This window comes from Pantoea sp. Ae19-2 (assembly GCF_059801205.1).
On record NZ_JBCHWE010000001.1, the window covers coordinates 435109 to 446713 of the forward strand.

Consider the following 11605-nt stretch of genomic DNA (forward strand, 5'->3'; position numbering starts at 1 on the left):
TGAATGCCTCAACACAAGATGAGGTGAAAGATGAAATCAACAAACCTGTATATCGTCTGGTCACATCCCCGTGCCGATTCACTCACCGCACAGATGGTGGAAAGCCTGCGCCACCGGGCGGAGCAGCGGGGCGCACATGTTAAGACGCTGGATCTCTACCGCAGTGGCTTTGATCCGGCGATGCGGGAAGAGGACGAACCCGAGTGGGAAAATCCGGCTAAGCGCTACTCACCGGAGGTGCATCGTCTGTTCAGTGAGCTTGACGATCGTGATGCGATCATTTTTGTCTTTCCGCTGTGGTGGTACAGCTATCCCGCCATGCTCAAAGGCTATCTGGAACGCGTGTGGAACTACGGTCTGGCCTACGGTGAAAACAGCGCGTTAAAAGATAAAAAAGTACGCTGGCTGGTGCTGGTTGGCGGTTCTAAGCAAACCTTTATTAAATATGGCTGGGAGAAAAACATCACGGATTACATGATGGGCGTTACGGGCTATCTGGCGATCGGTGACGTGGAGGTTCATTTCCTCTATAACACCTTGGGTGTTGAGGAGACGATTGATGACAGCCACTCGCATTATGAGCAACTGTTTGCACAAGCGCAGGCGGTCGTAGACAGCACCATTGAATAAAGCATGGCAGGGCGATCGCTGCCCTGCAAAACGGCGTACATGACAGCCTGGCCTGTATCGGGCGTCGACAGGAGATGACCAAAATGAAAATAGCCATAGCGTGCCTGTTACTGATATCCGGCTCTGCCATTAGCGCGGTGGGCAGTTGCGATGTCATTGGAGGTGGGGCGCAGTATCAGGATCGTCTTACGCCGGATAACGTCGCCCACTATGTTACTGTCCGCACTTTCGATGCGTTGAAACAGGCTGTCGACAGCAATCATCCCTTCATCTATGTTCCGGGTGATGTCACCATCACGGTGCCGAATCAGCCACAGGCATTGCGCATTAAAGCCGGGCAGACGCTTTTTAGCAATCGTGGTGAAAAAGGCAGTCGGGGCGCTTTATTACAAACGCCATGGCTCAATGACGGACTTAATCAATATCCTGTGTATGTTGTTGAGGCTAAAGCAAGGATAACCGGGCTGCGTATTGAAGGCCCCTCTGGACAACCGGACACGCCGAATAAAACGATTGGCATCCAGTTTTTACCCGGCACCGATCATATTGATATCGACAACAATGAGATTTATCACTGGCCGTGGGCCGGGATTAGCGTAAAAACGTCCGTCGACAATAAAATTCATCACAACGTTATCCACGATAATATCCGTACCCAACTGGGCTACGGTGTGGTGGTACAAAATGGCCATGCCCAGGCCGATATCTACTGCAATACCTTTAACGCTAATCGTCATGCTATTGCAGGAAAAGGCGATGACGGTGAGGGCTATCACGCTTATAACAACCTTGTGCTCAATGGCGGAGCACGGGGCGCTTACCATCAGTTTGATATGCACAAGGGCGCGCAGGGCCACGGCGGGAAAAACATCATCATAAACAATAATCTGTTTGATTATGGCCGCTACGGGACGTCAAACCGAGGCAGTGTTTATATTCGAGGTGTACCGACCAACGGGCCGGTTAGCGTTAACGACAATCTGTTTACCCAGCCCTGGACGGTAGGCTTGCAAACCGCAGTAGGTGGTGTGCCTGGCTCAATCCCGCCGGTTGAGGAGATTAAACGCCACAATCGTTTCAGTGTGGCGGCACATTACAGCAAAGATGCGGCCGGATTTTGTGTTGTCTCCGTGGCAGAGCACAGGATGCCGGTGAACTGTGAGTCGGTTGCTTCTGTGCTTGAGAAATAAGCAATGGCGAGACAGCACAGAAAACCGGTCATCGGTTGCTGCGGGCCACCTTGTGATGTGGCAGATGGAAACGTACTGAACGACTGAACCTCACCACCGGCGTTTCAGGTTCCTCCCCATGATATCCTGCGGAGGAACCTGTCCAGGATCAGTCATAACAGGTTTTGGGGGCACCGCGCACGGCCATTCATTGTGCTTCAGCCTCGGACGTTTCCGGCACAACGGCGGGGGTTTTTTTGCCTAATAAGGCCAGCGCGTGTTGCTCTCCCCACTGCTTTAACAGCCCAAGCAAGGGCGCAAGCGAAGCGCCTTCTTCGGTCATGCTGTACTCCACCTTCGGCGGAACTTCAGCATACACTTCGCGATGAATTAACCCGACGTTTTCCAGTTCCCGAAGTTGCCGCGTGAGTACCCGCGGCGTGATATCACCCAGCCGTCTTCTTAGCGCATTAAACCGCAGCGTTTCGTTTTGCAGGTGGTAAAGAATCATCCCTTTACCCTTGCCGCCAATCAGTTCCAGCGTGGCTTCAACCGGGCAGGCCACCGCATCGTAATTTTCATATCTTGGGGTTTTTACAGTATCCAAAATGTACCTATATCACCTAAATGACCGTATTTAATAAAATGCACATAGGGTCTATGTTTAGCAACTGCTGATTAAGACATCCCTCTTTTAACGGAGAAAAGCATGAAAGCACTTACCCTTAAAGCACCAGGCGGACTCAACAATATCCATGTGTCGGACATCGCCGATCCGGGCCAACCGGGCAAAGGTGAGATTCGGGTCGCTATCAAAGCCGGCTCCCTGAATTTTCACGATCTGATTGTCGCTACCGGGCAGTTTCCAACCGAAGATGGCCGCATCCTGCTGTCTGATGGCGCAGGCGTGGTAGAAGCTGTTGGCGAAGGCGTTAAGGATTTCCGCGTGGGCGACAGCGTTGTGTCAACCTTCTTCCCCGTCTGGCTGTCTGGCAAACCTTCCGCAGAAGTGGGAGGCTTTGCCCATACGCCGGGCGACGGCATTGATGGCATGGCCAGCGAATACGTGGTGCGTTCTGAGAATGCCTTTACCCATGCCCCGAAAGGCTGGACGCACTGCGAGTCAGCCACGATCACCACATCTGGCCTGACAGCCTGGCGCGCCCTGATCACTGAAGGCAAACTGCAGGCCAACGACACGGTCCTGGTGCAGGGCACGGGCGGCGTGTCCATGGCTGCCCTGCAGATTGCTAAAGCGATGGGCGCGAAAGTGATCGCCACCTCCTCATCAGATGAAAAGCTTAAGCACGTTAAAGCGCTGGGGGCCGATGAAACCATCAACTACCGCACCACTCCGAACTGGGGCGATAGCGTCCTCGCACTGACCAACGGCGTGGGCGTGGATCATGTTGTTGAGGTGGGCGGCCCGGCGACGCTGGGCGAGTCACTGAAAGCGGTCAAAATCGGTGGGCACATCACCCAAATCGGTATCATTTCCGGCGATGAAGCAACGCTGTCCATTCTGTCTGTTCTGGCGAAGCAGGTCACCATTAAAGGCGTGATCGTTGCCAGTCGTCAGGACCAGATTGACTACGTGAAGGCGCTGGAAAGCATGAACCAGAAGCCGGTTATTGACCGGACGTTTAAATATGACGATATTGCCGAGGCCTTCGCCTGGCAGCAGAGCGGCTCGCATCTGGGCAAAATCTGTGTTGAGTGGTGACAGATAGATAAAGTGGGCATGTAAGCCTTGTCATAAGAGGCGAAAACCTGCTTGTCGTCGGTCAAAAAAGGGTGCATACGCTGTGCACCCTTTTCAACAAAACCCCTGCACAGCACGGGTAACTGAGCGGTGTTATCATCCAACGGCTCGAACCTTGTCTGACTTGCAGGCTCTGCCCCTCTTCATCATCCTTTAGTCATTATCATGAATATAATACGCGGCATCAGCAGGCTGAAAATCGGTCATTTCGCCTGTGGCGATGCCCGTGGCTAATGCCTGCTTGTTGTCCAGCAGCATATGGTTATCTTCACTGTAGGTGATCTTTTCAATCTGCTCGTCAGTGAGGTGGGTGCAGGACTGATAAATCGTTTTTATCACGTTCCGGTATCTGCTGGTAAATTCGGTTTTCTCGTCCAGCATATTTTCACTGACATTGCTACGCGGCGCGTTTCCAACGGTTGGCGCATGCAATAAGAAAATGCTGTCACCCATAACCTGCCTCTTTTGTGCGCCGCAGTAGATCATCGTGGCCGAGGACTCGACGGAGGAGGCGTTCACGGTCGTAACGGGAATGGGGGAGTTTTTAACGACCTGATAACCAATTTTCCCGGCATCAATGTCACCACCGGGGCTGCTGATATAGAGCAGCACCTGCGTGGCTGATTTATAATTCTGGCCGATCTCGTCGAGCACGGATGATAGCGACATCACTTTATTGAGCGTAACCGCGCCGGTAAAAAACACCTTTACGGATTTAACCGTATTTGGCGGGCGTTTGCCGTCAACGACTCTGTTGATAGCAGCCAAAGAGGGTGCACTGATCGTAATAAACAGGGCCGCTATCAAAGCGTTATATTTCATTGTTGAATCATCCCTCCGTTTTTTTTCATTTCTTATCAGCCACAGGGATTTTATGCAATGCCGATTGGTTATTTGCAGGGCTTTGTTACCCTTTAATATATTTCACATTATTATTTATCAGGCATTTTTAATCGTTAGGGTGCGAATTTTTTTTCCTCGCGATAGTAATAGCGTGAATCTCGGAATACCTGATGCTTAACACTGTTTTGAATATCGCGAAACCTGTTATCAGTGAACACCTGCGCCTCTGAACGGAGTGCTGTCACCTGAAAGCAAATGGCGGCGCATGGAGGATAATCCAGCTGTCGGGTGATTGCCGGATGACCGTGAATGCGTTGACCAGGCACGTTCGACGCGTGCACTGAAGGCGCTCTCAACACAAAACGCTGTCAGTGTCGGTCAGGTCATCGATTCGCGCCTTATCCTGGGTGTATTTTCGCCTGTCTGCGCTCGCGTGCAGTGAAAACATGAAGAGACCTTCGCGCGACATCACGTTTTTAGTGGCGGTGTATTAAGGCGCAAAATGAAACTGATAAGATGCCTTTTTTAAATTGTTACTGCTGCGGCAGGCAAAACCTGATTTCCTGGCCTCTTTCTCGTCGGCAGCCGACGCTGCCACATTATCCATCAGGCGACTCTGCCGAACGCCAGCCTTGCCGGTCTCTGCTGATATTTTGACTGTCGCATTTCTCCAACATCGCTCCCGTTTAAAAGCGTAAAAACTCCTCCAGCGTCACATATCGCCGCTTATGCTGATACCTTTTTGTGACAAATAACACAACATCATAACATTTACCTGCGGCGGAAAAAGTTTGACCAGATAATGAGTGTACTTTGTACACCAAGGTTTTACAGAGTAAAACAAGCGATGTATCCAGGCGTAAAACCATGACAATTCTGCGAGGAACACCATGTCTGACAAGATGCCGAATGGCGCATTAACCTCCGATATCGAACAGCAGACCGTAAAACGCGTGATAAGACGGATCCTTCCCTTCCTGATCGTCTGCTATCTGATCGCTATCATTGACCGGGGCAACATCGGGATGGCGGCGTTGCAAATGAACGAGGATCTCGGCCTGTCCAAAGCGGTATTTGGTCTGGCAAGCAGTCTGTTTTTTGTCGGCTATTTTCTGTTCGAAGTGCCCAGCAACTTAGCGATGCAAAAGATTGGCGCAAAGATTTGGATATCTCGCATTATGGTGACGTGGGGCATCGTGTCCGTCTGCACCGCCTTTGTTTCAAGCGCTGAAATGCTCTATTTCCTGCGCTTCTTGTTGGGTGCTGCCGAGGCGGGGTTTTTTCCCGGCGTTATCCTGTATTTGACCTACTGGATCCCCGGTAAGTACCGCGCCCGCGTCATCGCGACGTTTATGGTGGCCATTCCGGCGGCAAACTTCATTGGTTCACCGATCTCGGGCGCAATACTCTCGCTGGATGGCTGGTTCGGGTTACGCGGCTGGCACTGGCTGTTTATTTTAGAAGGCATTCCAGCCGTGCTTTTAGGCGTCGCCGCCTTTTTCCTGTTAAGCAATCGCCCTGAAAATGCGACCTGGTTAACCGAAGATCAGCGCAACTGGCTCAGTACCACGCTGGCTGAAGAGAACGCAAAACGTAAAGTGATTGGGCATATTTCGTTGTGGCAGCTCCTGCGTCACAAACATATCTGGGTGATGGCGCTGATTTACGCAGGGGCTTCGGCTGCCGGTTCTACATTGAGCGTCTGGTCGCCGCAGTTGCTTAAGTCGTTTGGACTCGACAACTTCACCACCGGGCTGGTCAACGCGATTCCTTATGGCCTGGCGTCGGTGTTGATGATTGTCTGGGGACGTAGCTCTGACCGCACGGGCGAACGCCGCTGGCATACCGCGTTAACGCTTTTCCTGATCGCGGGTGGGCTGCTCTCTGCCTTCCTTACGCAGTCGCTGGCGGGAAGCGTGGTGATTCTGTCGCTGGTTCTGATTGGTGCTTATTCCATGAAAGGCCCGTTCTGGGCGCTGGCGTCCGGCTGGATGTCTTCTACCACCGCAGCGGCGGGCTTAGCGGCTATCGGCGCAATGGCGAATCTGATTGGTGGTGGCCTGATGGTCAACGTCTACGGCATTATCAATGAGCAAACCGGCAGCCATGCGCTGGCGATGGTGCCACTGGCGGTACTCTGCGCGGCGGGCGGTATCGCGGTGCTGATCATGGGCCGCAAAAGCGCCGCAAAAATCGAGGTTGATCAGAGCCTGTCACCGGCAAGCAAATAGTGGGTTCAACCTGAAAAACCAGTAAAGCGCCTGCGGGCGCTTTTTTTGTAGCCGATGACATGGCGGAATAAGGCTTAACAGGAAAAGGTAAAGGCGCCGGAGCGCCTCAGGGGAGGGGATGACTATGCTTTGCGGTAAGGATCTTTGATTAACGCTACGGTAAACGCGCCAATCAGCAACACGGCGGAAACTGCCAGCAGCGCCCACATAAAACCTCCGCTTGTCTGACGCACATAGCCAATAAGCGAAGGCCCGACAAATCCTCCCAGATTGCCGACAGAAACAATCATGGCTAATCCGCCTGCGGCCGCGCTTCCTGTGAGAAAACCCGAAGGCAGTGCCCAGAATGACGCCTGAAAAGCCAGAATGCCGCTGACGGTAAAACAGAGCGCAAGCATCTTCACCACCGGCTCATTCACGACGGCGCTGCAGGCCAGCGCGATGGCGGCGATAACCAGCGCAGCGCTGATCCAGCGAATGCGGTGGCCGGAGGCATTGGCCCGCTGCGCCCAGAACAGCATGCTGAAGGCACCACAAACATAAGGTAGCGCGGTCAGAAAACCCGTGGCGGTATGGCTCACGCCAATCTGCTTGATGATCTGCGGCATCCACAGGCCCACGCCAATAGAACCGACAATGCCGCAAAAATTAATGAAAGCCAGCAGGTAAAGCAGGGGATTGCGCAGCGCGTCACGCAGGCTGGCACCGTGCGCCCTTTCAATTTGCTGCTGCTCGTTTGCCAGTCGTCGGCTCAGCAACGTTTTTTCCGCCTCGCTCAGCCAGTTGGCCTTTGCCGGGCGATCGTTGAGGAAGAACAGGCACAGGACGCCGAGGATAACGGCCGGAAACCCTTCCAGCAGCAGCAACCATTGCCAGTTACGAATGTGCTCATGCCCGGTGATTTGCATCAACATGCCGGATAAGGGCGCCCCGATGATATTCGCCACGGGGATGCCGACTAAAAATGCCGCCGTGATTTTTGCGCGCCAGCTTCCGGGAAACCAGTAGGTGAAGAACAGATAAATACCCGGTGTAAAGCCTGCTTCAGCCACTCCCAGGCAAAAACGGGCAAAGGCAAAGCTGACCGGCCCGGTAACGAAGGCGGTCGCCATGGAGATGATGCCCCATGAGATCATGATGCGGGCGATCCAGATACGAGCCCCCACTTTTTGCATAATCAGGTTACTGGGCACCTCAAACAGAAAATAGCCGATGAAAAACATCCCGGCACCAAACCCGAACTGCTCAGCCGTGATGCCCAGATCGGTGTTCATGCCCAGTGCGGCGAAGCTGACATTGGTGCGATCCAGATAACTGACCACGTAGCAGATGAAAATAAAAGGCAGGATACGGCGGAACGCTTTAGCCGCCGCCCGTTCGCTTTGTTCAAAATCCGTTTGATTCATGTCTTCATGGGATGCAGACACGGCTGCTGGCTCAACAGGTGAGCCAGTGCTTACAGAATGCAGATTCATGGTTGCCTCCGCTGCGTTCAGAAAACGCAGTGTTGTTCTCAGAGAAAATCGGTGGACAGGAAGGGCAGTGGATGGCCTGGTGTTTTCATTGAACAGGTAAGAATGCTGCCGCTGACCGATTCGGTAATAAACAGCTGCTGTAAATTTTCACCACCAAAACAGAGGTTGGTGGTGGAGCGTCCGGCGGGGCTGGTGAGAATTTCTGCGGGCTCAGCCAGATCGTTCAGCAGCCAGACGCGGCCCAGGCCAGGGTTGGCAATCAGCAGCTCGCCGTGCGCGTTCATGGCTAATCCATCGGGACCGCTGGGACCGTGCGAGGTAAAATACTGACCGACCTTGCTGACTGAACCATCGCGCTGAAGCGGCACCCGCCAGATCGCATTGCCACGCGTCATTGCGACATACAGCACTTTTTCGTCTGGCGACAGCACCAGTCCGTTTGGGCTTGGGCAGTTATCCAGCAGAATATCCAGCCTTCCCTCCTGGCTGAGCCGATAAACCCGTCCTGTGGGATCGTGCAGCCCGGTTTGCCCCTGATCGGTGAAATAGAGGTTCCCCCGGCTGTCGGGCGTTAAATCGTTCACGCCGCGAAAACTCTCGCTGTTACGGCGCGACAGCCATGGCGTGATTTTTTGCGTTTTGAGACAGAGCTTCATTAACCCGTGACGATAATCCGTAATCAGAAGCGTCTCCGGACCGACAAGTTTCATGCCGTTGGGTTCGCCATCGTATTGCACGACGATGTCCCAGTTGCCTGCCATATCAACGCGGAATATCCGGCCATAGGGAATGTCGGTCAGGTAAAGACAGCCCGAAGGATGCCAGACCGGCCCTTCAAGAAAAGAGTCGGTAAGCTGGCCGCCGCGATTCGCGGTGGCCCAGGCATTGTGACGGTCAGGTGCGCGGAAGCGGTCGGGCAACCGGGTAAAAACCGATGTCTGCCTGACCTCCGGTGTGGTCAGGCACATCATACGGTGGCTTCCTTTTGCGCTAATACCTTAAGCAGATTGGTCACGGAGGCCGTGCCCATTTTCACGTAAGAATTATCACTCACGCCGCCGATGTGCGGCGTAATGATGACGTTTTCCACCTTCTGCCAGATGTGCGGCGCAGTCAGCGGCTCAACGGTAAAGCTGTCCAGCGCCGCGCCGCTGAGTCTGCCGCTGTTAAGAGCACGAATCAGGGCATCATCATCAATCAGTCCACCGCGCGCGGTATTCACCAGCACGGCGCCGGGTTTGAACTGTGCCAGGGCCTGGTCATTGATCATCTTGCTGTTTTGCGCAGTAAGAGGACAGTGCAGTGACACAATATCTGCGCGCGCATACAGCGTGGCTAAATCGTCCACCTGCTCACAGCCTGCGGGCAGCGTTTTCGCCCAGGGATCGTAAGCTATCACCTGCATGCCAAATACCTGACCAATGTCCGCCACCCGGCCGCCAATCGCGCCCAGGCCAACCAGTCCAAGCGTCCGGCCTTCAAGTTCAAGCGACTTGTGGGTGGATTTATCCCAGTGGCCGTCACGCATCCGGCGATCCAGCGGGATCAGGGATTTGGTGCAGGCCAGAATCATCGCCCAGGTATGTTCTGCCACCGCTGCTGCATTGGCACCGGGCGCAGACTGGACGCTGATGTTTCGTTCGGCCGCCGCCGTTTGATCGATAACGTCGATGCCGCTGCCATGCTTGGAGATCACGCGCAGGGCAGGCGCTGCATCCATGATGCGGGCGTTAATTTTTCCATAGCGCACCACAATCCCGACCGGATTGTGCTGCTCACAAAGCGCAACCAGATCGTCTTCTGACGGCTTAGTGCCCGCAAAGACCACCTCATAATCCTCCAGCATCGCGAGCGCGGCGGGAGCGATGTCTGCGCCGGTAATGATGACAGTGTCCTTTTTACGCATCACAGTTCCTCCCCTTCCGCTAACATGCCCGCTGCACGCAGGGCACCGTTCAACCAGCCCGGCCTTTTGTCACCGGCTTTGATCGCCGCAATACGGCGGGTTTCCATATCCAGTTTTTTCGCCGCGAGCTCCAATACCACTTCTACTTCATCGCGTGGCACCACCACCACGCCATCGATATCACCCACCACCAGATCGCCTGCGTTAATCGTGGCTCCGGCAACAGAAACCGGGTAATTCACGCGACCGGGAATGAACTTCGTCGGGCCACAGGGATTGAGCCCGGCCGAGAAAACGGGATAGGTATGCGTGCTCAGTGCGTCCGCATCCCTGACCGCACCATCGATGATAATCCCGGCAATGCCGGATGCTTCGGCCTGGGTTGCCATGATCTCGCCTAACAGCGCGCAGCTGATATCGCCCTTGCCATCCACGACGATGACATCGCCGGGTTTGGCCACCGCCAGCGCAGCATGGATCGCCAGGTTATCACCCGGGCGCACTTCCACTGTCACCGCCGGCCCGGCCACTTTCATATGTGTGCCCAGCGGTTTGATACGGCCATGCAGCGTGCCGCGTCTGCCCGCGACATCCGCAATAATCGCGGCCTGAAATTCAGCGGCACGTCTGACATAATCACTGCTGACTCGCGTAACGTCTCGGTTGATCATCGGTTTTTCGTTCGCGGACATGGGTCACCTCACAGGTTGTTTGTTTTACAGAGTAAAACTGTGTTGTACATAATGAAATAACTATATCGGTGACACTGACCACGGCGCCAGTGTTGCGAGCTTGTTTGTGATGTAAACAAGATGTGACTCACAGTTTCGGGTACACTCGGTGCCAGCAAAAATCAGGAGAAGCGAAATGGGAAACGAAGGCGTTAATGCGGTAGAGAAGGCGCTGGCCTTGCTGGATTGTTTTAAGCCAGGCGAAGAAAGCCTGTCCCTGACGACGCTGTCGCAGCTTTCGGGCTACCACAAAACCACCGTTTATCGACTGATGAATTCGCTGGAACGTATGAGTTACGTGGTCAGAAGGGATAACGGCATTTACACCCTGGGGCCAAGGCTGCTTTATCTGGGCAAGCTCTATGAACAGTCGTTTCATCTGGCCAGCGTGGTTCAGCCCGAACTGCAAACGCTGGCCTTAGCCACAAAGGAAAGTGCCAGCTGGTATGTGATTGATAGCGGCCAGCGTCTTTGTGTCTTTCGTGCCGAATCCTCAGATGGCTTACGGCATACGCGACTGCCGGGCTCGCTGTATCCGTTGGACAACTCCGCAATTGGTCAGGTGCTGCGTCACTGGGGGATGGGCGAAACCTTGTTTGACGACGCAGCGGATTTACCGCTCTATACCTCGGGCGCGCGCGATCCCCATACTGCCGCCTTTGCCATCCCGGTGTTTGGCGAAGGGGATAAGTTAGTCGCAGCCCTGGCGTTAACCGGCCCATCATCACGGTTAACGCTGGATCGCAAAGAGGCGGGATTGGGAGAACTGATGCGAGAGTCCGCAGCCAGACTTTCCGCTCAACTCGGCGCGAGAAAAGCGTTCTGTGATGTTGTTTACGCACACAACGCGTAAAAAAC

11 protein-coding genes are annotated in these 11605 nt (G+C 54.1%); 5 read left to right on the forward strand and 6 right to left on the reverse strand.

Translation table 11 applies throughout. From position 1 onward, the window contains the following. Positions 1-30: 30 nt before the first annotated feature. The gene (locus AAIE03_RS02055; RefSeq protein ID WP_014605224.1) at positions 31-630 is read left to right on the forward strand and encodes an NAD(P)H oxidoreductase; all 600 of its coding nucleotides are present in this window, start codon (positions 31-33) and stop codon (positions 628-630) included. A gap of 83 nt (positions 631-713) precedes the next feature. Further along, positions 714-1820, forward strand: coding sequence for a right-handed parallel beta-helix repeat-containing protein (locus tag AAIE03_RS02060; protein WP_228525767.1), 1107 nt, complete (start codon positions 714-716; stop codon positions 1818-1820). Positions 1821-2007: 187 nt separating this feature from the next. Here the strand turns inward: AAIE03_RS02060 and AAIE03_RS02065 are convergent, their stop codons facing one another. Then, complete coding sequence (locus AAIE03_RS02065) at positions 2008-2406, reverse strand: winged helix-turn-helix transcriptional regulator (RefSeq protein WP_024471343.1); 399 nt, start codon at positions 2404-2406, stop codon at positions 2008-2010. Positions 2407-2508: 102 nt separating this feature from the next. On the opposite strand from AAIE03_RS02065, the gene AAIE03_RS02070 reads away from it, so the two are divergent. Beyond that, positions 2509-3522, forward strand: a complete 1014-nt coding sequence (locus AAIE03_RS02070; RefSeq protein ID WP_105080883.1) for a zinc-dependent alcohol dehydrogenase family protein — start codon at positions 2509-2511, stop codon at positions 3520-3522. Positions 3523-3714: 192 nt separating this feature from the next. Here AAIE03_RS02070 and AAIE03_RS02075 read toward each other — a convergent pair whose 3' ends face one another. Beyond that, positions 3715-4383 (reverse strand): ATP-dependent Clp protease proteolytic subunit, encoded by a 669-nt coding sequence (locus AAIE03_RS02075; RefSeq protein ID WP_498562722.1) that lies wholly within the window; start codon positions 4381-4383, stop codon positions 3715-3717. A gap of 911 nt (positions 4384-5294) precedes the next feature. Between AAIE03_RS02075 and AAIE03_RS02080 the strand changes: the two genes are divergently transcribed. After that, positions 5295-6635 (forward strand): MFS transporter, encoded by a 1341-nt coding sequence (locus tag AAIE03_RS02080; RefSeq protein ID WP_013026827.1) that lies wholly within the window; start codon positions 5295-5297, stop codon positions 6633-6635. A gap of 122 nt (positions 6636-6757) precedes the next feature. On the opposite strand, the gene AAIE03_RS02085 is transcribed toward AAIE03_RS02080, so the two are convergent. The 4 genes from AAIE03_RS02085 to AAIE03_RS02100 are packed head-to-tail and all read right to left on the reverse strand — an operon-like array spanning position 6758 to position 10708. Further along, the gene (locus AAIE03_RS02085) at positions 6758-8110 is read right to left on the reverse strand and encodes an MFS transporter (protein WP_072138239.1); all 1353 of its coding nucleotides are present in this window, start codon (positions 8108-8110) and stop codon (positions 6758-6760) included. 38 nt (positions 8111-8148) lie between these two features. Then, a complete protein-coding gene (locus AAIE03_RS02090) occupies positions 8149-9081 on the reverse strand; it encodes an SMP-30/gluconolactonase/LRE family protein (RefSeq protein WP_014605229.1) in 933 nt (310 codons plus the stop codon). Continuing rightward, positions 9078-10016 (reverse strand): hydroxyacid dehydrogenase, encoded by a 939-nt coding sequence (locus AAIE03_RS02095; RefSeq protein ID WP_498562723.1) that lies wholly within the window; start codon positions 10014-10016, stop codon positions 9078-9080. Before AAIE03_RS02095 ends, AAIE03_RS02090 begins: the two co-directional genes overlap by 4 nt. After that, a complete protein-coding gene (locus AAIE03_RS02100) occupies positions 10016-10708 on the reverse strand; it encodes an RraA family protein (RefSeq protein ID WP_014605231.1) in 693 nt (230 codons plus the stop codon). Before AAIE03_RS02100 ends, AAIE03_RS02095 begins: the two co-directional genes overlap by 1 nt. A gap of 175 nt (positions 10709-10883) precedes the next feature. Here AAIE03_RS02100 and AAIE03_RS02105 point away from each other — a divergent pair, with 175 nt between their 5' ends. Next, the gene (locus tag AAIE03_RS02105; protein WP_042677479.1) at positions 10884-11600 is read left to right on the forward strand and encodes an IclR family transcriptional regulator; all 717 of its coding nucleotides are present in this window, start codon (positions 10884-10886) and stop codon (positions 11598-11600) included. Positions 11601-11605: the final 5 nt, after the last annotated feature.

Coding starts and splice junctions, on each gene's coding strand:
- AAIE03_RS02055 (WP_014605224.1), top strand. CDS start 31: ATGAAATCAACAAACCTGTATATCGTCTGGTCACATCCCCGTGCCGAT.
- AAIE03_RS02060 (WP_228525767.1), top strand. CDS start 714: ATGAAAATAGCCATAGCGTGCCTGTTACTGATATCCGGCTCTGCCATT.
- AAIE03_RS02070 (WP_105080883.1), top strand. CDS start 2,509: ATGAAAGCACTTACCCTTAAAGCACCAGGCGGACTCAACAATATCCAT.
- AAIE03_RS02075 (WP_498562722.1), bottom strand. CDS start 4,383: ATGAAATATAACGCTTTGATAGCGGCCCTGTTTATTACGATCAGTGCA.
- AAIE03_RS02080 (WP_013026827.1), top strand. CDS start 5,295: ATGTCTGACAAGATGCCGAATGGCGCATTAACCTCCGATATCGAACAG.
- AAIE03_RS02085 (WP_072138239.1), bottom strand. CDS start 8,110: ATGAATCTGCATTCTGTAAGCACTGGCTCACCTGTTGAGCCAGCAGCC.
- AAIE03_RS02090 (WP_014605229.1), bottom strand. CDS start 9,081: ATGATGTGCCTGACCACACCGGAGGTCAGGCAGACATCGGTTTTTACC.
- AAIE03_RS02095 (WP_498562723.1), bottom strand. CDS start 10,016: ATGCGTAAAAAGGACACTGTCATCATTACCGGCGCAGACATCGCTCCC.
- AAIE03_RS02100 (WP_014605231.1), bottom strand. CDS start 10,708: ATGTCCGCGAACGAAAAACCGATGATCAACCGAGACGTTACGCGAGTC.
- AAIE03_RS02105 (WP_042677479.1), top strand. CDS start 10,884: ATGGGAAACGAAGGCGTTAATGCGGTAGAGAAGGCGCTGGCCTTGCTG.